This is a genomic window from Nonomuraea sp. NPDC050556 (assembly GCF_044457355.1).
Lineage (GTDB): Bacteria > Actinomycetota > Actinomycetes > Streptosporangiales > Streptosporangiaceae > Nonomuraea.
Map to the genome: position 1 here is coordinate 296,260 of NZ_JBITGU010000005.1, position 19,135 is coordinate 315,394.

20 protein-coding genes are annotated in these 19,135 nt (G+C 69.1%); 11 read left to right on the top strand and 9 right to left on the bottom strand.

Annotated elements, in window-relative coordinates; all coding sequences use genetic code 11:
* Positions 1-34 precede the first annotated feature (34 nt).
* From ACIBG8_RS43620 to ACIBG8_RS43630, 3 genes are all read left to right on the top strand, one after another.
* Entirely contained in the window at positions 35-529 is a 495-nt protein-coding gene (locus tag ACIBG8_RS43620; RefSeq protein WP_397349148.1) for a VanZ family protein, read from the top strand.
* A gap of 150 nt (positions 530-679) precedes the next feature.
* Positions 680-1,432 carry a GntR family transcriptional regulator gene (locus tag ACIBG8_RS43625; protein ID WP_397349149.1) on the top strand — a complete coding sequence of 251 codons (753 nt, stop codon included), beginning with the start codon at positions 680-682 and terminating at the stop codon, positions 1,430-1,432.
* A 112-nt stretch (positions 1,433-1,544) separates the two neighbouring features.
* Complete coding sequence (locus tag ACIBG8_RS43630; RefSeq protein WP_397349150.1) at positions 1,545-1,760, top strand: hypothetical protein; 216 nt, start codon at positions 1,545-1,547, stop codon at positions 1,758-1,760.
* Positions 1,761-2,046: 286 nt separating this feature from the next.
* Here the strand turns inward: ACIBG8_RS43630 and ACIBG8_RS43635 are convergent, their stop codons facing one another.
* Entirely contained in the window at positions 2,047-2,997 is a 951-nt protein-coding gene (locus ACIBG8_RS43635) for a hypothetical protein (protein WP_397349151.1), read from the bottom strand.
* Positions 2,998-3,134: 137 nt separating this feature from the next.
* On the opposite strand from ACIBG8_RS43635, the gene ACIBG8_RS43640 reads away from it, so the two are divergent.
* Entirely contained in the window at positions 3,135-3,665 is a 531-nt protein-coding gene (locus tag ACIBG8_RS43640; protein WP_397349152.1) for a gamma carbonic anhydrase family protein, read from the top strand.
* Here the strand turns inward: ACIBG8_RS43640 and ACIBG8_RS43645 are convergent.
* Positions 3,637-4,542, bottom strand: a complete 906-nt coding sequence (locus ACIBG8_RS43645; protein WP_397349153.1) for a hypothetical protein — start codon at positions 4,540-4,542, stop codon at positions 3,637-3,639. The genes ACIBG8_RS43640 and ACIBG8_RS43645 overlap by 29 nt on opposite strands.
* A 53-nt stretch (positions 4,543-4,595) precedes the next feature.
* On the opposite strand from ACIBG8_RS43645, the gene ACIBG8_RS43650 reads away from it, so the two are divergent.
* Positions 4,596-6,053: a hypothetical protein gene (locus ACIBG8_RS43650; protein WP_397349154.1), complete on the top strand. Its 1,458-nt coding sequence runs from the start codon at positions 4,596-4,598 to the stop codon at positions 6,051-6,053.
* A 462-nt stretch (positions 6,054-6,515) separates the two neighbouring features.
* Here the strand turns inward: ACIBG8_RS43650 and ACIBG8_RS43655 are convergent, their stop codons facing one another.
* The 7 genes from ACIBG8_RS43655 to ACIBG8_RS43685 form a co-directional block, all read right to left on the bottom strand.
* Entirely contained in the window at positions 6,516-6,797 is a 282-nt protein-coding gene (locus ACIBG8_RS43655; protein WP_397349155.1) for a metal-sensitive transcriptional regulator, read from the bottom strand.
* A gap of 29 nt (positions 6,798-6,826) precedes the next feature.
* A complete protein-coding gene (locus ACIBG8_RS43660; protein ID WP_397349156.1) occupies positions 6,827-7,894 on the bottom strand; it encodes a glycosyltransferase in 1,068 nt (355 codons plus the stop codon).
* Positions 7,891-8,685 (bottom strand): hypothetical protein, encoded by a 795-nt coding sequence (locus ACIBG8_RS43665; protein ID WP_397349157.1) that lies wholly within the window; start codon positions 8,683-8,685, stop codon positions 7,891-7,893. The genes ACIBG8_RS43660 and ACIBG8_RS43665 overlap by 4 nt, the downstream gene beginning before the upstream one ends.
* A 160-nt stretch (positions 8,686-8,845) precedes the next feature.
* A complete protein-coding gene (locus tag ACIBG8_RS43670; RefSeq protein WP_397349158.1) occupies positions 8,846-10,951 on the bottom strand; it encodes a (Fe-S)-binding protein in 2,106 nt (701 codons plus the stop codon).
* Positions 10,952-11,104: 153 nt separating this feature from the next.
* Complete coding sequence (locus tag ACIBG8_RS43675) at positions 11,105-11,683, bottom strand: TetR family transcriptional regulator (protein ID WP_397349159.1); 579 nt, start codon at positions 11,681-11,683, stop codon at positions 11,105-11,107.
* The gene (locus ACIBG8_RS43680; protein WP_397349160.1) at positions 11,680-12,438 is read right to left on the bottom strand and encodes a class I SAM-dependent methyltransferase; all 759 of its coding nucleotides are present in this window, start codon (positions 12,436-12,438) and stop codon (positions 11,680-11,682) included. The genes ACIBG8_RS43675 and ACIBG8_RS43680 overlap by 4 nt, the downstream gene beginning before the upstream one ends.
* Positions 12,435-13,244: a sugar phosphate isomerase/epimerase family protein gene (locus ACIBG8_RS43685; protein ID WP_397349161.1), complete on the bottom strand. Its 810-nt coding sequence runs from the start codon at positions 13,242-13,244 to the stop codon at positions 12,435-12,437. Before ACIBG8_RS43685 ends, ACIBG8_RS43680 begins: the two co-directional genes overlap by 4 nt.
* Before the next feature lie 34 nt (positions 13,245-13,278).
* On the opposite strand from ACIBG8_RS43685, the gene ACIBG8_RS43690 reads away from it, so the two are divergent.
* The 6 genes from ACIBG8_RS43690 to radA all read left to right on the top strand — a co-directional run bounded on the left by ACIBG8_RS43690 (position 13,279) and on the right by radA (position 19,096).
* The gene (locus ACIBG8_RS43690; RefSeq protein ID WP_397349162.1) at positions 13,279-13,968 is read left to right on the top strand and encodes a class I SAM-dependent methyltransferase; all 690 of its coding nucleotides are present in this window, start codon (positions 13,279-13,281) and stop codon (positions 13,966-13,968) included.
* 34 nt (positions 13,969-14,002) lie between these two features.
* A complete protein-coding gene (locus tag ACIBG8_RS43695) occupies positions 14,003-14,365 on the top strand; it encodes a MerR family transcriptional regulator (protein WP_397349163.1) in 363 nt (120 codons plus the stop codon).
* A complete protein-coding gene (gene trxA, locus ACIBG8_RS43700; protein ID WP_397349164.1) occupies positions 14,362-14,667 on the top strand; it encodes a thioredoxin in 306 nt (101 codons plus the stop codon). Before ACIBG8_RS43695 ends, trxA begins: the two co-directional genes overlap by 4 nt.
* A 35-nt stretch (positions 14,668-14,702) precedes the next feature.
* Complete coding sequence (locus tag ACIBG8_RS43705; RefSeq protein WP_397349165.1) at positions 14,703-15,578, top strand: neutral zinc metallopeptidase; 876 nt, start codon at positions 14,703-14,705, stop codon at positions 15,576-15,578.
* A 67-nt stretch (positions 15,579-15,645) separates the two neighbouring features.
* Positions 15,646-17,682, top strand: a complete 2,037-nt coding sequence (locus tag ACIBG8_RS43710; RefSeq protein ID WP_397349166.1) for a M20/M25/M40 family metallo-hydrolase — start codon at positions 15,646-15,648, stop codon at positions 17,680-17,682.
* A 10-nt stretch (positions 17,683-17,692) separates the two neighbouring features.
* Entirely contained in the window at positions 17,693-19,096 is a 1,404-nt protein-coding gene (gene radA, locus ACIBG8_RS43715) for a DNA repair protein RadA (RefSeq protein WP_397349167.1), read from the top strand.
* Positions 19,097-19,135: the final 39 nt, after the last annotated feature.

The following is a 19,135-nucleotide window of genomic DNA, read 5'->3' on the forward strand; positions in this document are numbered from 1 at the left end:
GGACATGTGGGGAAATATCATCATTGTAGGGTTATTGGCCCTTCCGCTGGCGGCCCTGGCCGCCTGGATGATCGCCCGCTCACGCGCCCGCCGCAACCATCCTTTTCCGGTCCGTACAGCTGTCGCGGACGTGGGCGTGGTCGTCGGAACTGCGCCCTGGATCTGGATGATCCTCACCCCGGGAGGCGGCGAATCCGGCGTCAATCTGGTGCCGCTGCGCGACCTGATCACCGTGTTCTTGGCGCCGTGGCAGACGGTGTTCGTGCAGGTCGGAGGCAACCTCCTGGTGTTCGCCGCACTCGGCGCGCTGCTGCCGGTCAGGTCGCCGCGCTTCGCCTCCCTCGGCCGCGTCGCGCTCGTCGCGGCGCTCGCCTCGTTGACCGTCGAAGCGCTTCAGTACGGCCTGCGCCTCGGCCGCTTCTCCTCGGTCGACGACGTACTGATCAACACGGCGGGAGCCGTACTTTCGGCACTGATTACTCGCCGCTGGTGGGCCGGCCGAATAGCGGCCAGGACCGTTCCAAGGTAACGGCCCGCGAAAACCCCCGAAGATCACCACACGGGCACGATCCACTCAAAAGAAGCACGGGACCAACCTGCGTATCTGTGCGATCGTGGACAAGGCGGGGCAAGTTCTCTGGAGACGCCAAACCCGGTTGGTGACAGAGGGTGGTCAAACGTGTCTGAATCCCCGGTACCCCACGAGCCCCCTATCTATCGTCGGATCGCCGACAGCCTCCGCGCCAGGATCCTGTCCGGCGAACTGCGCGACGGGGACCGACTGCCGGGCGAGAACGCGCTCATGGCCGAGTACGCGATCGCGCGCGCGACCGCACGGCAGGCGCTTGCCGTACTCATCAACGAAGGGCTGGCGGTGCCCAAGCGAGGTTCGGGGGTTTATGTGCGACTGTTCAAACCGATACGCAGACACGGGTCCAGGCGGTTGTCCCGCGAGCAGTGGGGACAGGGCCAGGCCATCTGGGCGGCCGACACCAGGGGCCGTCCCTTCGCCGTCGACGAGGTCCGGATCGCCAGGGAACCGGCGCCCGAGCAGGCGGCGACCGTACTCGACTGCACCGAGGTCTGGGTGCGGCGGCGACGCTACTCCGTCGACGCCAGGCCCGTCCAGCTCGCGACGTCCTACTTCCCTGCCGACCTGGTCGAGGGCAGCGCGATCACGCACGACGACACCGGTCCAGGTGGCGTCTACGCCCGGCTGCGCGACCTTGGCCAGCCACCTGCGCATTTCACCGAGGAGGTGCTCGCCCGCATGCCGCAACCTAGGGAGATGCGACTCCTGGGGCTGCCGGCGGGAACGCCGGTGATCGTGATCTGGCGGACCGCCTACACCTCGGGCGGCCTGCCCGTGGAGCTCAACGAGATGGTCCTGGACTCGTCGTCGTACGTACTTCAGTACGACTTCGACGCCTAGGTCAAGCCGAAATGTCAAGCGATAGGTTGACCTGTCCCCTGCGATCATTGATTTCTCTAGAGATGTGCCGCACCGTCGAAGGAGATGACTCAGCGCCGGGAAGGGTGACCAGATGTCCTTTGACCGGCATCTTGCAGAAATCGCCCGGGAGTTCCCGCACTGGACCATCTGGCGAAGCGACGCGGGTCGCTGGTGGGCGACCCGGCACCACCCGCTCAACGCCGAGCAGCGTGCCGCAGGGTGCGCGATGACCATCGACGCGGACGATCCGACGGGGCTGCGCGAGCAGCTCGAAGACCAGGAGAGGCGGGCAGAGGCCGATCCTTAGCACGGGCCGTGGAGCGTTCTAATGCGCTCCACGGCGAGCAGCAGCCCGGTGCCGGGTCCAGCGTCTCGGCGGCTCCGGCACCGGGCCCCCAACCAGTGGGCCCAGCGAGGGGGGCCACGAGCGCGGAAGCCTCCGACCCTATCGGGGGCGGGGGCTTCCGCCCGCTCCCCTGCGGACGGCTCGCGGGAACGCGAGAGCCCCGCCGCTCGGGGGTGCGGCGGGGCTCGGCGACTCAGTCGTGCTGGGCGTGGGACAAGACTCAGTTGCGCTGGGTCTGGGACAAGACTCAGTTGTGCTGGGCCTGGGACAACCGGTCGAGGTCGACGTCGGTGTCGTCGGTGAGAACCACGTCCTCGTCCTCCTCAGAAGCAGGCTCCTCCTCGACGATCACCCGCACCTCGTCCTGCGCGGCACCGAGGTCCTCGATCAGCGGACCGGCGGCCGACTCCCGCTGCATGAGGTCGCCCAGCACCGAGGTGATCTCGGTGAGACGGCGCACGACCTCGCCGTGCGTGTCCGTGAGATATGCCACTCTGCGCCCGGCGTGCTCGTCCAGCGACGACGCCCGCGCCTGCGCCTCGGAAAGCGTCGACTCGGCCTCCGCCCTGGCCGTGTTCAGCGTGGACTCTGCCTCGGCCCGCGCACTCTCCACCAGCTGCTCGGCCTCGTGCTTGGCCGCGGTGAGCTGGCGGTCGGACTCGGCGCGCGCGTGCCGCAGCCCCTCCTCGGCCTCGGCCTTGGCGGTGGTCAGCGTCTCCTCCGCGTCGGCGCCCGCCTGGGCGAGCATGCGCTCCGCCGCGCCCGTGGCCTCGGCAACCCGGCGCTCCGCCTCGGCCTGGGCCGAGGTGAGGATGTTGTCGGCAGTCTCCCGCGCCGACGCGACCAGCCGTTCAGCCTCACCCGCCGCGGTCTCACGCACCCTGGCAGCCTCGGAGACCGCCTCCTCGCGCTTGGCCGACGCCTCCTCCTCACCGAGCTTCAGGATCTGGGCGAGGCGCGGGCTCAGGTCGTCGTAACTCTGGGGGGCCTCGACCATGCGCCGCCTGGCCTCTGCCAGCTCGATGCGGCCCTGCTCAGCCTGGTCGATCGCCCGTGCCAGCCGCTCTTCCAGATCCCGGACCTGGTTTCTGGTGCGGATCATGTAGTCATGGACCTGACGGCGGTTGTAACCGCGCATCACGACCTCGAAGGTGTCCTCTTGCATGAGTTCGGGAAGGCTGTCGTGCTGGTTTGTCATGGGGGTTACCTATGGTTTGCGTGAGGCGGGAGAAAACTGCGGGTTGTGAGGGTCTGACGACGAGACGTCAGGAAACGACTTTCCTGCCATCTGCCCAAGTCCGCAACCGGAACGCCATAGGTGAGGCAGGAATTACGATGTCGCGGGTGTATGTAGCTTCCTTGGACAGTGGGGCAGTTCCGGACATTCACCCCGAGGCGTACATCGCGCCCGGGGCGGTCGTGGTCGGCAGGGTCAAGATCGGCCGATCGGCCAGCATCTGGTACGGCTCCGTTCTGCGTGGCGATGACGAATTGATCGAGGTCGGCGAGGAGTGCAACGTACAGGACCTGTGCTGCCTGCACGCCGACGAGGGTGAGCCGGCCGTCCTCGAACCCAGGGTCAGCCTGGGCCACAAGGCGATGGTCCACGGCGCGTACGTCGAGACGGGCGCGCTGATCGGCATCGGCGCGATCGTGCTCGGCGGCGCCAGGATCGGCGCGGGCACGCTGGTGGCGGCGGGAGCGCTGGTCGGTCCTGGCAAGAAGATCCCCTCAGGTGTTCTGGTGGCCGGAATGCCGGGCAAGGTCGTGCGCGAGCTGACCGACGGCGACCGCGCGCTCTTCGCGAACACGCCGGACAACTACATGGCCAAGGCGGTCAGGCACCGGCAGGCGTCAGCAGTTTGATCAGCACGTCGTCGGAGACCGAGGCCGAGTTCAGCGGATCCACGTACTTCGGCAGGGCCGGCCGCAGGAACCTGACGAAGTCGACGGTCAGCTTGAGGTCGGCCAATCCCTTGATCTGCTGGGCGTTGGCCTTGGCCGCGTCCTTCTTGAGCGCGGCGAAGCTGTCCCAGTCCGTGTAGGCGGTCACGCCCCACTGCAGGACGTAGGGCAGCTCGGCGCGTGCCCAGCGCTTGCCGACCTTCCAGGCTCCGCCGTCCTCCTTGTAGAGGGCGGCGACCAGCCGGTCGGTCCTGGCCAGGACGAGGTCGATCCAGCCGTCCTTCACGGTGAACGCGTCGGTCTTGGAGCTGCCGTCCCTGGTGTCCTTGACCTCGACCTGGCCGCTGGCGTCCGCGGTGCCGACGGTGATGGACAGCCAGTTCGGCTTGTCCTTGGAGCCTGGCGCCCTGAGCATCGCGCCGCCGAGCGAGAACTTCCGCTTGGGCAGCCCGCCCTTCTTGCCGTCGACCTTGACCCGCATGTGCATGGCGATGGGCCCGGCCAGCTCCTGGTAGAGGAACGGGCCGCGGAAGCCGTCGAACCAGGTGGACGGCTTGGGCTCCAGGTACAGCGACCCCTTCACCGTGGTGTTCACGTCGGCCTTGGCCAGCCGGTCGAGGTCCTGCTCGGTGTCGCTCAGCTTGCTCCACAACGCGAGCTGGGCCGCGTCGTCGAACTCGGTCGAGGCAGACCCGACCTCGCCGCCCACCACCGGCGGAGTGGCCGCGGCCAGCGACAGCTTGACCGGCCCCGTCGGCGTTGGTGACGGCGTCGCCGCTGGTCCACAGCCTGCGAGCAGGCCAATCACCGCCAGAAAAACCATCACCTTTGCCGTCATAGGTGAACATTGTGCCCAAAATTGCCAATCGCCGGTGAGTAACATGGCCGCTGATGTTCTCGTGGATCGGCTTGAGGAAGCGGCGAGAGACGCTCGCCCACTTCGGCCTGTTCGAAGCCGTCGAGGCCGACGTGCGGGCGCTGGTGAGCGATCCACGCTGGGACGCGCTGCCCGTCGCGACGCGCATCGCGGCGATCGCGGCCAGGACGCTGGTGACCGACGAGGGCGACAGATGGCTGTACGGCGCGCACGCCCGCTGGCACCTGCTCGACCCGGCCGACGGCCACTGGTACCCCGCCGCCCCGCCGCGAGACCACGCCGCCAGGCACGTCGAGCACACGCCGGGCTCGCTGGTGCCCGGCCTGGTGCCCCTCGGCTCCGACTTCGCCGCCGACCGCGGCTCCGTGCAGGCCTTCGTCGGGCCGGACGTGCCGCCCGCGCTGACCGAGCAGGTCAGAGTGCTGCTCCGGGCCAACGGGCGGCGCTCCGAGTTCGACTACCCGCTGACCGCCCTCCGCGAGATCTTCGCCGCCGACGTGCCGAGCACGGTGACCGCGATCTGGGCGACGATCATGTGGTGCGCCTACGCGCCCGCCTTCGACGGCAACGAGCGGCTCATCACCATCTTCGGCGAGTACCTCGGGCGACCGCTGCCCGGCGACGAGTGGGTGCGCTGGCTGCCCGCGCCGCGCCTGGCCGACCTCGTCACCCTCTACGCGGAACGGCTGCGCGCCGGCAAGCCGCGGGCCGCGCTGCGCCTGGCCGCGCTCATGGCGGACACGGCGCACATCCTCGCGGTGGACCCCAGGTTCAGGCCGCGCGCCACCGCGTTGCTGGCGATGGTCGAGCCCGCGCTCCAGCGGCCCGGCCTCGACGCCTCGGCCGCCGCCGAGGGCGAGGAGTCGGTACGGCAGGCGTGGCTCGCCCGCTGCCCCGCGCCCCTGCCGCTGAAGGAGACCGATCCGGGCAGGCACTTCACGCACGTGGTGTACGACCTGGTGGAATCGCTGTCGTTCGCTCCCGACCCGGTCGGGGCCGCCGCGCACTTCCTGGCCGACCTGCCTGAGGGTGAACGGCTGCGCGGATGGCTCGACCATCGGCTGCGGCACGCGCACGACAACCTGCCCAAGCCGCAGAGGCCGCCGGAGGCGGTCGAGCCGTCGCTCCCCTACCCGATGCGTCCCGCGGCGCCCGAAATGGAGCAGACGGGCGCCTGGAGCCCCCAGGACCCCGCCCAGACCGGCGCGTGGGATCCCATGAGGACCGGCGGCTGGATTCCCGTCGGGGTCGGCGCGGTTTCCCAGCACACCGAGGCGCATGCCGTACCGGAGATCGGAGTGGAGCCGCCCGATCGCGGCACTGCGGCGAGCGTGCTCGGGGCGGCCTATGCTGTGGGACTGGCGTGGTGCCGTCTGAGCGAGGCGGCCGTGCCCGCCAAGGGGTTCGCGGGAGCGGCTGCGATGGTGCACAAGCTGACGCACGAACGCGACGATCCTCACGTAAACCATTAATAACGATATTTCCCTCTAACCTCCCCTATATCGCTCTGATACTAGAAACAACGGGCGATTCGCCGAATTGTGATCTCGAAAAGCGGGAAATGATCCTTATGGGGGTACGGCGGCACAGAAAGGAATGACCCCGATGGGCCATGTCGCCGGAAGAGCCCCCGCCGTAACCTCGAAGAGGGTGTGGGCTGCGGAAGGAAGGACGACGCGGTGGGGCACGACGACCTGGACTCTCGGGTCCAAGACCGTGTCGCGTTGGACGAGATCGCTCTCTACGCCGAGGTGCTGACCGCGGTCGCTATCAGCGAGAAGCGGCTGACCTTGGCCGAGCTCGACGACGCGCTCGGATTGCGGACTTCAGCGAGTCGCTGAAGACCATCACATTGACCTAGTCCCGGATCCCCCAGGGGTCCGGGACGGGCTTTTGGGGATAGTTCGCCGGGGCGCCGGATAACTAGTCCGTTCTTACGAGCGGACCAGGCGCGCGATCGCCGCGGACGCCTCCTTGACCTTCGCGTCCGCCTCGGGGCCGCCGCTGTTGATCGCGTCGGCCACGCAGTGCGAGATGTGCTCCTCCAGCAGCCCGAGCGCCACAGCCTGCAGCGCCCGCGTCGCCGCGGAGACCTGGGTGAGCACGTCGATGCAGTACGCGTCGTCTTCGACCATGCGCTGCAGGCCCCTGATCTGACCCTCGATCCGGCGAAGCCGGGTCAGATACGCCTGCTTGTCCCCGCTGTAGCCATGCATGCAACCACGGTACCCGTTAGCCGTATTGCTCAGCGAAGGTCCGTGATCAGCTTTTCCCACTGCTCGGCCACTTCGGCGGCCGAATGCCTGGCAGCCGTCTCCAACGCCCCCGCCGCCAGCGAGCGGCGCCTGCGGTCGTCGTCGATCAGCGCGAGCAGCGCGGCGGCGTACCGCTCCAGCTCGCCGTCCCCTCCGGGGACGAGCACGCCGTTGTAACCGGTCGCGACGAACTCGTCCGGCCCGCGCGCCCCGTCGAAGGCCACGACGGGCACCCCGCACCCCATGGCCTCCAGGACGGTCATGCCGAGCGCCTCGGAGCGCGAGGTGGTGGCCACGATCGAGGCCTTGGCGAACTCCCCCGCCAGGTCGTTGGTGGTGCCCATGAAGTAGACGTGGTTGTGCAGGTTGAGCTCGTTGACCAGAGCGCGGAGCCTGCTCTCCTCCGGGCCTCCGCCGTACAACCTGAGCCGCCAGTCCGGCCGCTTGTCTGCGACGGTGGCGAAGGCGCGCACCAGCCGGTCGTAGGACTTGACGGGCACCCAGCGCCCGCCGCCGGCCACGATCCTGTTGTCCATGCGCGAGCGCGGAGAAGGACCGCCGGGGAGCGCGTCAGGCAGGGCGTGCACGGCCGGCCCGCCGTCGAGGATCCTGCCCCACTCCTCCTTGGACTGCTCCGTGGACGTGACGACCGCGTTCAGCCGCGGATAGAACCGCCTGACCGGTCCCGGTACGGCGGGCCGCGTCCACTCGCGGGCGATCTTCAGCATCTCGCGCGGAGCGTACCTGGCCGCCTGGACACTGATGGCAGGCCTGGCGGTGATCAAAACGTCACTCCTGAGCGTACGCAGCAGCCGCCACAGCGCCACCTCCGTGCGCACCTGTCCCTGCGGCAGCAGGTGCCTGACGCCCGGCCTGGCGTCGACCAGCGACCGCATGACCACCTTCTGCCCCACGGGGAAGAACGGCTTCTCCTTGTGCCTGCGGATGCTGATCACTTCGACGTCGTGCCGATCGGCGAGTTCTGTGGCGAGGTTGAGCAGGGACCTGACGTCGCCCCGCATGCCGTACGCGGAGGGGAGCACCAGGCTGATCTTCACCCGCCCACCTCGATCCGCAGCTCGTCGTCGGCGGTGTAGCAGGGCCTGATCGCCACCCCGTCGACCTGGGCGGCCGGGTAGTGCAGCCGCCGCCGCTTCCCGTCGATGTCGTCGAGCCTGGAGCCGAGCCGCAGCGGCGTGGACACCCCTTCCACCTCCAGCGTGGGCTCCCAGGTGCCCGACGCGTCCGGGTCGGCGGCCAGCACGTCCACCAGCGAGACCGCGGCGTGGAACCGTACCCCCTGAACGGTCGCGGCCGTGGCCACGCGCGCGGCGGACTGCCTGCGGTGCAGGGCCAGCCTGGCCTCGTGACGTGCGTCGTCGTCGTCCAGCCCGGTGTAGGCGAGCAGTCCGGTCACCTCGAAGCGGCCCTCCCTGAACCACACCGCGCGCACCTCGGCGACCGGCTCGGCGTCGGCGATCTTCAGCGCCAGGAACCCGTTGCGCGTCCGGTAGGAGCGGTAGGCCAGCGTGCGTTTGCAGAGGGCGTAGGTGTCGAGGTGGTCGAGGGAGAATCCGGGGTCGACGCTCCTTAGCCTGGCCCGCTGGCCCTCGTGGCGCAGGTAGGCGTCCCAGCGCCCGACGCTGAGCGTCAGGGGCGCCAGGGAGACGGCCAGGGAGGCGTCGCCGGCGGGCGCGCCCGGCGTGCCCAGCAGCACGGTACGTTCCACGCCGGTGGCGCGGTGCCGCAGGACGAGTTCCGTACCGTCACGGAACGGCTCCTCGATGGCGAGTCTGAGGGACAGCACGTCAGCCAGGGTGACTTCCGCGTCGGTCACGACGACGCGCATCAGGAGCCCCCTCCCCGTCGAATGAAGCCATGCGACGTTGAGGTTACCGTGATTTTCCCGTTATGTGGATGGGAGATTTCAGCGCCCCCAAGTCACCTGACCGTTGCCTGACGTGCAGAAGTCCTCCACAAGACCCGTGGAGGACTTCCGACTTACGGTGTCAGGAAGGTGCGCCCTTGACCGACTTGATCAGCAGCTGGGCGACGTCCACGACCTCCAGGGTCTCCTTCGCCTCGCCGTTGTTCTTCTTCTCGTTGATGGCGTCACCGAGCATCACCAAGCAGAACGGGCAGGCCGTGGAGACGGTGTCCGGGTCGGTGGTCAGCGCCTCGTCGACCCGCTCGGTGTTGATGCGCTTACCGATGCGCTCCTCCATCCACATGCGCGCGCCACCGGCGCCGCAGCAGAAGCCGCGGTCCTTGTGACGGTGCATCTCCTGGGTCTGGACGCCGGGCACCTTGGACATGATGTCGCGGGGCTGGGAGTAGACCTTGTTGTGGCGGCCGAGGAAGCACGGGTCGTGGTAGGTGATCTTCTCCTCGATCGGGGTGACCGGGGTGAGCAGGCCCTCGTCGACGAGCTTGGACAGCAGCTGCGTGTGGTGCACGACCTCGTAGTTGCCGCCGAGCTGCGGATACTCGTTGGCCAGGGTGTTGAAGCAGTGCGGGCAGGTCGCGACGATCTTCTTGACGCCCGCCTCGTTCAGCGTCTCGATGTTCTGCTGGGCGAGCATGTTGAAGATGAACTCCATGCCCAGGCGCCTGGCCGGGTCACCGGTGCACGCCTCGCCTGGGCCGAGCACAGCGAACTTGACGCCCGCGATGTGCAGCAGCTCGGCGACGGCCTTGGTGGTCTTCTTGGCCCGGTCCTCAAGGGCTCCGGCGCAGCCGACCCAGAACAGGTACTCGGTGTCCTCGGGCATCTTCTCGTCGACGATCTCGACCTCGAAGTCGAGCTCCTCGATCCAGTCGGCGCGCTTCATCTCCGACACGCCCCACGGGTTGGCCTTGTTCTCCAGGTTCTTGATCATCACGCCCGCCTCCGACGGGAACGACGACTCCACCATCACCTGGTAGCGGCGCATGTCGAGGATGTGGTCGATGTGCTCGATGTCCACCGGGCACTGCTCGACGCAGGCACCGCAGTTGGTGCAGGACCACAGGACGTCCGGGTGGATGACGCCGTCCTCGCCGACGAGCGGCTTCTCCAGGAGCGCCAGCACGTCGGTGTCCGCGTGGCTCGTGTCGGCTCCCGGCAGGAGGTACGGCGCGACCTTGAAGGCGTGGTCGCGCTGGGCCAGGATGAGCATCTTCGGCGACAGCGGCTTGTCGGTGTTCCACGCCGGGCACTGCGACTGGCATCGGCCGCACTCGGTGCAGGAGTAGAAGTCGAGGAAGCCCTTCCAGGTCGTGTCGCCGATCTTCCCGCGGCCGAGCTTCTCCGGGTCGAGGTCCTCGTCCTCGAAGTCGACCGGCTTGCCGTTCACCCGCATCTCGGGCGCGCCGCCCAGGCCGTCGGGGCGGCGGGAGAAGAGCACGTTCAGCGGCGCGGTGAAGATGTGCAGGTGCTTGGAGTTCACCACGATGACCAGGAACACCAGCATGAAGCCGATGTGCAGGAGCAGCGCGATCTCCTCCAGCAGCGAGCTGGCCGGGAGGATCTTGCCGAGCGCGATCGAGACGAAGGCGCCGTTCGTGTAGGGAAGGTTGCCGTTGGCCGAGGCGACCCCGCGGGCCAGGAACAGCGTCCAGATGATGTTGAAGATCATGAACAGGACGAGCCACGCGCCGCCCAGGTGGGAGCCGAAGAACCGGGACTTGCGCCCCTCGGTCTTGGGCGAGTTCTTGATCCGGATGGCCGCGAAGACGATCAGGCCGAGGAGGCAGGCGACCGCGATGAAGTCCTGCAGGAAGCCGAGCACCGCCCACTGGCCGATGAGCGGGATGTGGAAGTTGGGCCTGCCGGTGATCGCGCCCTGGATGATCGAGCCGTAGGCCTCGATGTAGACGGTCAGCAGGATGAAGAACGCCCACATGACGAAGAAGTGCGCGATGCCGGACGGTGTCCACTTGAGCAGCTTCTTCTGCCCGAACACCTCGACGATCTGCGCCTTGATCTCGGCGCCCGCGTGCTCCTTGGCGTACTCGATCCGCTCAGGGGCCGGTGGGCCCGAGGTGGCGAGCTTGAAAAGGAACAGCACCCGGCGACCGGCCACGGCCACAGCCGCGACGGTCATGACGAGCCCGATGACGGCTACCCAGAGCACGGGTCCTCCCACAGACGGCGTTGGCTGCCAGCGTACGATCGCCGGTCATCCACGTTGACGGCCAGGTCTCCCCGGAATCCTACCGATGAGTAACATTCGGGCGACACGCGACCGTGGTCACCTTATGGTCAACTTCCCCTCTAGAACAATGCTCTAACCCGTGAGGTAGCGCTGAATCGTCGGCGCGAGCAGCTCCACCAGCTCGTCCACCTCGGCAGACGCCAGTGGCTCAAGGCGCAGGATGTGCCGCCCGACGATCACGCCGAACATCTGCGCGAAGGCCAGCTCCGTGCGGATCCTGGGCACGCCGAGCTCGTCGGCGACCCGGTAGAGAAGCACGTTGGTCATGAACTCGCGGAAGACCCCGACGCTCTCCTCGTTCGTCATCACGCTGCGGATGAGGCCGAGCGCGGACTGGCGCGAGGCGTCCTCGGCGAAGAGCGTCAGGATCATCCTGACCAGCCGCCGGCCGATCTCCTCGCGCGGCCCTTCGAGGATCGTGGGCAGGAACGTCTCCGGGTTGATCGGCAGGCGCATCGCCTCGACGAACATGCCGACCTTCGTGTCGAAGTAGTGGTGCACGAGCGCCGGGTCGACCGAGGCCTGCCGCGCGATGCCGCGCACGGTCGCCTTGTCGAAGCCCTTCTCGGCGAACTCCTTGCGCGCCGCGACGAGGATCTCCCCGCGCGTGTCCGCCGAGCCGGGCCTGCGCCCTGGACGCCTGGCCGTCATCGGCCCACCGCCAGGTAGACGCGCATGGGCACGCTCAGCACCCCCTGGGGGAAGACCCGTTTGAGCGCGCGGCGCTGCCGGTCCACCACGGCGTCCGCCACCTCAGGCGGCAGCGCGGCCATGTAGGAGTGGGAGCGCAGGTCGAGCAGGAAGTCCTCGATCCCCACGAGCCTGGTCCAGGGCACCCAGAGCTCCTCGGAGTCGAGCACGGCCGCGATCTGCGCGACCCGCCACTCCGGGTGCGCCGGGCCCCAGTAGCCGGGGCAGTCCTCCGCCAGCCGTACCTCGAAGGCGGCCAGCCAGTCGGCGCGGGTGGTGTCGTGGGAGTTCCACCACGCGGCCACCGCGCCCGACGGGCGCAGGACCCTTCGCGCCTCGGCGATCGAGTCCATGGGGTCGAGCCAGTGCCACGACTGGGCGTAGGTGACCAGGTCGGCCACGCCGTCCTTGAGCGGGAGCACGTTGCCGTCCGCCCGGAGAGCCGTGCTGCCCGCGGCGCGGGACACGAGCTTCGCCAGCATCTCGGCGCCGGGATCGACCGAGACCACGCGGGCGCCGCGCGCCTGAAGGGCGCGGCTGGAGATGCCGGTGCCCGCGCCCACGTCGACCACGGTCGCGCCGGACAGCTCGACGCCCGACAGCTCGGACACCGCGCGGAACAACTCGTCGGGGTAGCCGGGCCTGGCCGCGTCGTAGGCGTCGGCGACCTGGTCGAAGATCCTGCCCAGCTCCCGCGACGGCCCCGTGAGGCTCATGTGCGCGCCGCGAAGTGCAACCGGGCGAAGGCGAGCGCTTCAGCCAGATCGTCGATGCGTTCCGTACGGCTGGCCGCCTTGCGCGTGTTGATCTCCAGCACGATCAGCCCGCCGTACCCGGTGCGCGCCAGCCGTTCGAGTATCTGCGCGCACGGCTGGTTGCCACGGCCGGGCACCAGGTGCTCGTCCTTGTTGGAGACGCCCAGGCCGTCGGCCAGGTGCAGGTGGGAGAGGCGGTCGCCGAGCTTGACGGCCATCTCCATCGCGTCCGAGCCGGACACGGCCGTGTGCGACAGGTCGAGGGTGACCTGCGGGAACGCGTAGTCGATCGGGTTCCAGTCGGGCGAGTAGGGGACGACGTCGTTGCCGCGCGCCTTGAGCGGGAACATGTTCTCCACCGCGAAGATCACGTCGGTCTCGTCGCGCATGCGGCCGAGGCCCGTCTCGAAGTCGCGCGCATAGTCGCGCTGCCAGCGGAACGGCGGATGGACCACGACGGTCTCCGCGCCGAGCCGCTCCGCCGCCTGTTGCGCCCTGACCAGCTTGGCCCAGGGGTCGCGGCCCCAGACCCGCTGCGTGACGAGCAGGCAGGGGGCGTGGATGGCCAGGACGGGCACCTGGTAGTGCTCGGAGAGGCGCTCGATCACGTCGATGTCCTGGCTCACGGGATCGGCGCCCACCATGATCTCGACACCGTCGTAGCCCAGGCGCGCGGCCAGTTCGAACGCGTCGGGAGTGCGTTCCGGATATACCGAAGCCGTGGACAATGCGATCTTCGCATTGGGCACGCGGATGACGTCTGCCACGCTGCCAGCCTAAGCGACCCCCTACGGTTGAGGGGTGCCACGCATCGCGAAGGGGGCCATCCCGAGCCCGAACATCTGGAACACCCCCCAGGTCTACGAACTGGAGAACCGCGCGGTCGACCCCGACGGGGTGGTGAACGCCACTCTCCAGGCGATCCACCCCTTCCGCGGGGCGACGGTCCTGGACATCGGGTGCGGCACGGGTTACCACCTCCCCTCCTACGCCGACGACGCGGCGGGGGTGATCGGCATCGAGCCGCACGCCGACCTGGCGGCGCTGGCCAGGCGCAGGGAGCCTCGGGCGACCGTGCACGTCGCTTCTGCCCACGACCTGCCGCTGCCCGACTCCTCGGTCGACGTGGCGATCGCGCGCTGGGCGTACTTCTTCGGTCCGGGCTGCGAGCCGGGGCTGCGCGAGCTCTCCCGCGTCGTACGGCGGGGCGGCACGGCGTTCGTCGTCGACCTCGACGCCACGCGCGGCGCCTTCGGCCGCTGGTTCGCCAGGACGGTGCCCACCTACTCGGCCGCCCGCGTGGAGTCCTTCTGGTCGGCGCAGGGCTGGCAGCGCAAGGACCTCGACCTGCGCATGGTCTTCCAGTCGAGGGCCGATCTGGAGGCGGTGATGAAGATCGAGTTCACCGCGGCGGTCGCTCGCGCCGCAATCTCCGAAATTTCAGGACTTGAGGTGGAGTATCCGAACGTCCTGCGCTGGCGCACCTATTGACCCTGACACCGGCGTCAACGTTTAGCCTGAAGGCATGCGGATCGGTGAGCTGGCCAGACGTGCGGGGGTGAGCGCCCGTTCCCTGCGCTATTACGAGGAACACGGGCTGATCAGCGCGCGCCGCGGCAGCAACGGCTACCGCGAGTACGACGAGTCCGACGTGAAGCTCGTCGAGCAGATCAGGGAGCTGATCGCGATCGGCTTCACGCTGGACGACACGCGGCCGTTCGTCGCCTGCCTGCGCGGCGGCCATCCCACCGGCGGCTCCTGCTCGGAGTCCGTCGCCGTCTACCGGCGCAAGATCTCCGAGATCGACGAGGAGATCCGTTCATTGTTGGCCAGGCGGGCAGAGGTGTCCGCGCAACTGGCGTCGAGCTGCACGAGGAGACTGTCATGATCACGCTGACCACGGAGAACTTCGACGAGCAGGTGCTCAAGAGCGACAAGCCGATCCTCGTGGATTTCTGGGCGGAGTGGTGCGGCCCGTGCCGCATGGTCGCGCCGGTCCTCGAGCAGATCGAGGTGGAGGAGGGCCTGGCGATCGGCAAGCTGAACACCGACGAGAACCCGGAGATCATGCGGCGTTACGGCATCATGGGCCTCCCGACGCTGCTGCTGTTCGAGAACGGCGAGCCGGTCAAGCAGATCGTCGGCGCCAAGCCCAAGCGCCTCCTCCTGAAGGAACTCGGCCTCGACTAACTTCCCAAAAGGGACATATGTCATGATTCACGGCTATGTCCCCCAAGGCCCTCTGGGTGCTGGTGTTCGTGGTGCTCGCAGGCTGCACGGCGACGCCCCCACCAGCCACCCCCAAGGCAGCACCCCCCACGACCCCTGCGCCCTCGGCGTCCCCGACGACGCCGGTCAAGCCCATCCTCAGGCTCAGGCCCTCCGGCAACGAGGCTCGTGACCACAACCCGCTCAACCTGGTGGGCAAGGCGGGGAAGACGAAGTGCCGCGCCGCCGCCCCACGGACAGGCAGCTATGCGTCCTGGAAGCGGTATCTCACCACGATCAGCGGCTGCCTGGACCGGTTCTGGGCGCGCGAGTTCGCCGAGGCGAGGCTCCGCTTCGACCCACCACGACGGTCGTTCCCCAAGAAGGCGCCCAAGTCCTTCTGTAAGGACAAGTGGACCAAGGGAGCGGCGGGCACCTACTGCGGCGATTCGAACGCGCTCGACGACCGCCGCTTCGTGATCCCGATCCCGCCGTACGCCCGCCACGCGAATTACCGCATGGAGATGGCCGTCGTCGTCGCGCACGAGTATGGCCACCATATTCAGGAAATGTCGGGATACACGAGTGTGGCCGACAGCGCGTACGAGAGGACCAGCAAGCACAAGGCGATCGACCTGATCACACGTCGCTCGGAGCTGCAGACGGATTGCTTCGCCGGGATCGCGATCGGCGCCTTCTACGACTCGCTCTTCCACTCACGCCATCTCTGGCCCGTCTATCGCTGGAATCGCGAGCGCTGGTACCAGGACAAGGGATGGGACCTCACGCACGGCAGGCTCATGACCCAGCGGACCTGGTTGGACCGCGGATTCAAGGCCCGCCAGACCGGCGCGTGCAACACCTGGCGGTACCCGGCCGGTTCCGTGAAGTAGGTACATCCAAAGTTTACCCCTGAAGGATGATCTCTCCGGGATGTCCGGGCTTCTAGGGTTTGCCCCTATGAGACTCCTGTCGCTGGCCGTACTCGCCCTGCTCGTGGCGCTCACCGTCGTCGACATGGCCCCCCGCGGCACCACGGACGCGGCGCGCCACGTGGAGGCCATCGCCAAGGCCCCGCACCCCACCGGCTCCGCCGAGCAGACCAGGGTGCGCGACCACCTGGTGGCCGAGCTGCGCGGGATGGGGCTGGAGACCAGGGTCCAGGAGGCCGTCGGCGCGCTGCCGCTCGACTACGACGGCATGATCCCCATGGGCACGATGCGCAACATCGTCGCCGTCCTGCCGGGCACCGCCCCCACGGGCCGCGTCGTCGTCGCCGCGCACTACGACTCGGTGCCGGCCGGTCCCGGCGCCTCAGACGACGGCGCGGGGGTGGCGGCGCTGCTGGAGACGGCGGAGAAGCTGCCCAGGACGTTGCGCAACGACGTGGTCTTCCTGCTCACCGACGGCGAGGAGCAGGGGCTGCTCGGCGCTGACGCGTTCGTCAGGAACGACCCGCTGGCCAAGGGCACGGTCGTGGTGCTCAACAACGAGGCGCGCGGGGTGCGCGGCACCGCGATGGCGTTCCGCACCTCGCCAGGGGCCGGTGGGCTGATGGGCCTGTACGGCTCGGCCGTACCCCAGCCTGTGGCCGACTCGGGGTTCGCCGCGATCATGAGCGTCCTGCCCAACAACACCGACTTCTTCACCTTCGCGAAGGCCGGGTGGAAGGGCATCGACTCGGCGTTCGTCGGGGGCGGCGCCTACTACCACACGCCGCTCGACGACCCGGCGCACCTCGACCGCGGCAGCCTCGCGCAGATGGCGGGCAATACCCTGGCCATGGCCGAGGCGCTGGGTCAGGCGGACCTCGGCGCGCTCGGCACCAGCGAGTCCGTATATTTCAACATCCCGGGGCTCTTCGTGCGGTATCCCGCTTGGCTGGAGCTGCCGATCGCCCTGCTCGCGCTCGCCGCGGCTGTGGCGCTGGTGGTCGTGCTGCGCAGGCGCGGGCTGCTGACGCTGCCCAGGACCCTCCTGTCGGCGCCGCTGGCGCTGCTGCCCCTCGTGCTGGGCGTCGCGGTGGCGCTGTCGCTGTGGCCGGTGCTGGGGATGATCCGTCCTGAGTACACGCAGATGTTCACCGGCGATCCCTATCGTCCGTGGTTGTTCCAGGCGGCGCTGGTCGCGCTGACCGTCGCGGTCGTCGCCCTCTGGTACGGCTTGAGCCGTCTCGTCGGCGGCGTCGCCATGGCGGCGGGAGCCGTACTCCTGATCGCCGTCCTGGGCGTGGCGATGGCCGTCCTCGCACCGCTCGGCTCGCACACGCTGGCCTGGCCCGCGCTCGGCGCCTCCCTGGGCTGGCTGGTGTCGCTGCGGGCGTCGGGCAGGTGGCGGTTCGCCGCGCTGACCGTGGGGATGGCGCCCGCGGCGATCATGCTCGGTGGCGCGGCGATGACCTCGCTGGACCTGGGGCTGAAGATCGGCGGGGTGATCGCGGGGGCGCTGCTCGCGCTGCTCCTGCTGCTGGTGCTGCCGCTGTTCGACGGGTGGCGGCCACTGGTCCCGCTCGGCGCCGCCGTACTCGCCGTGGTTCTGGCCGGGGCCGGGCTGGTCACGGACACCTTCGACGGCGAGCACCCGCGCCAGACCGAGGTCTCCTACGCGCTCGACGCTGGGACAGGCAAGGCGGTCTGGAACGACGGGCGGCCGGCGCCCGTCGCGCCCCTGACCGCGCCCGAGGTGAAGGTGCTCGACCAGTCCGGCAAGACCGTGCGGCTGCGGCTGATCCCCACGGGCAAGGCGCCCATCGTCGGCCTGGAGACGGACGCCGACACCGTCACCGTCGCCGGACGTGAGCTGAACAACGGCTTCTCCTACTTCAATCCGCCGGCGGAGGGGCTGGAGGTCACGCTCACCGGCGCCACGAAGGTGCGCGCCTTCGAGGAGGCGCACGACATGTCGGTCGTTCCCGGCTACAAGCTGCCGGACGACACGGTGAACCGCCACCCCGCCACCAAGGTCTTCCGCGATCAGAATGTCGGCACCGCCCAGTAGCCTCCTCACCATGGCCAAGACTGCGACCAGTTATCGCTGCACCGACTGCGGGTGGCGCACGCTCAAGTGGGTCGGGCGGTGCGGCGAGTGCCAGGCCTGGGGCACGGTCGACGAGGAGGGCGCGCGCGGCGGCGTCCACGTGGTGCAGGGCGGCGCGACCACCGCGCCTGCCGTACCCATCGGTCAGGTCAAGGCCGAGGTGGCCGCGGCGCGCACGACCGGGGTGAGCGAGCTCGACCGGGTCCTGGGCGGCGGCCTGGTGTCCGGGGCGGTCCTGCTGCTGGCCGGGGAGCCGGGCATCGGCAAGTCCACGCTGCTGCTGGAGGCGGCGGCCCGCATCGCCGAGCGCGACACCGTCCTCTACGTCACGGGCGAGGAGTCGGCGGCCCAGGTACGGCTGCGCGCCGACCGCATCGGCGCGATCCAGGACAACCTGTTCCTCGCCGCCGAGACCGAGCTGGCCGCGATCATCACCCATGTCGACCGGGTGCAGCCCAGGCTGCTCGTCATCGACTCCGTGCAGACCATCGGCAACTCGCAGACCACCGGCGTCCCCGGCGGCGTCACGCAGGTGCGCGAGGTGGCGGCCAACCTCGTACGGCTGGCCAAGGAGCGCAACATGGCCACCGTGCTCGTCGGCCACGTCACCAAGGAAGGCTCGATCGCCGGTCCCCGCACCCTGGAGCACCTGGTCGACGTCGTGCTCAGCTTCGAGGGCGACCGGCACTCGCGGCTGCGCATGGTGCGCGCGATCAAGAACAGGTTCGGCCCGACCGACGAGGTCGGCTGCTTCGACCTCCACGAGCGCGGCATCGAGGGCATCACCGACCCCAGCGGGCTGTTCGTCTCCCGGCGCAGCGAGCCCGTTCCCGGCACCTGCGTCACCATGACCGTCGAGGGCACCAGGCCGCTGCCCGCCGAGGTCCAGGCGCTGGTCGCGCGCACCGAGGCGCAGCAGCCCAGGCGCACCTCGTCCGGGCTCGACAGCTACCGGGTGCAGATGATCCTGGCGGTGCTCGAACGCAGGCTCAACGCCAGGCTCGGCGGCTGCGACGTCTTCACCGCCACCGTCGGCGGCATCAAGCTCGCCGACCCGGCCGTCGACCTCGCCGTCCTGCTCGCCGTGGCCAGCGCGGCGGGCGACAAGCCGCTGCCAGGCAACCTCATCGCGCTCGGCGAGGTGGGGCTCGCCGGCGAGCTGCGCCCGGTCAGAGACGTGCGGCGGCGGCTCACCGAAGCCTCCAGGCTGGGCTTCACCAGGGCGTTGGTGCCCAAGGGCTCGCTGGAGGACGGCGTACGGCCGCGCAACGGGCAGCAGCGTTCGCTGGTCCCGGTCGGGCCGGTAGCCTTCGCACCCGGCTTCGAAGTGGTCGAAGCCGAGAACGTGTGGGACGCACTCACTCACGTCACATAGCACGGCTAAGCTGTTTGGTGACAAGCGACACGGGGGTCA

Coding starts and splice junctions, on each gene's coding strand:
- ACIBG8_RS43665 (WP_397349157.1), bottom strand. CDS start 8,685: ATGCGCGTCGTCGTGACCGACGCGGAAGTCACCCTGGCTGACGTGCTG.
- ACIBG8_RS43630 (WP_397349150.1), top strand. CDS start 1,545: ATGTCCTTTGACCGGCATCTTGCAGAAATCGCCCGGGAGTTCCCGCAC.
- ACIBG8_RS43695 (WP_397349163.1), top strand. CDS start 14,003: ATGCGGATCGGTGAGCTGGCCAGACGTGCGGGGGTGAGCGCCCGTTCC.
- ACIBG8_RS43650 (WP_397349154.1), top strand. CDS start 4,596: ATGTTCTCGTGGATCGGCTTGAGGAAGCGGCGAGAGACGCTCGCCCAC.
- ACIBG8_RS43680 (WP_397349160.1), bottom strand. CDS start 12,438: ATGAGCCTCACGGGGCCGTCGCGGGAGCTGGGCAGGATCTTCGACCAG.
- ACIBG8_RS43640 (WP_397349152.1), top strand. CDS start 3,135: ATGTCGCGGGTGTATGTAGCTTCCTTGGACAGTGGGGCAGTTCCGGAC.
- trxA (WP_397349164.1), top strand. CDS start 14,362: ATGATCACGCTGACCACGGAGAACTTCGACGAGCAGGTGCTCAAGAGC.
- ACIBG8_RS43705 (WP_397349165.1), top strand. CDS start 14,703: ATGTCCCCCAAGGCCCTCTGGGTGCTGGTGTTCGTGGTGCTCGCAGGC.
- ACIBG8_RS43645 (WP_397349153.1), bottom strand. CDS start 4,542: ATGACGGCAAAGGTGATGGTTTTTCTGGCGGTGATTGGCCTGCTCGCA.
- ACIBG8_RS43710 (WP_397349166.1), top strand. CDS start 15,646: ATGAGACTCCTGTCGCTGGCCGTACTCGCCCTGCTCGTGGCGCTCACC.
- ACIBG8_RS43655 (WP_397349155.1), bottom strand. CDS start 6,797: ATGCATGGCTACAGCGGGGACAAGCAGGCGTATCTGACCCGGCTTCGC.
- ACIBG8_RS43635 (WP_397349151.1), bottom strand. CDS start 2,997: ATGACAAACCAGCACGACAGCCTTCCCGAACTCATGCAAGAGGACACC.
- radA (WP_397349167.1), top strand. CDS start 17,693: ATGGCCAAGACTGCGACCAGTTATCGCTGCACCGACTGCGGGTGGCGC.
- ACIBG8_RS43675 (WP_397349159.1), bottom strand. CDS start 11,683: ATGACGGCCAGGCGTCCAGGGCGCAGGCCCGGCTCGGCGGACACGCGC.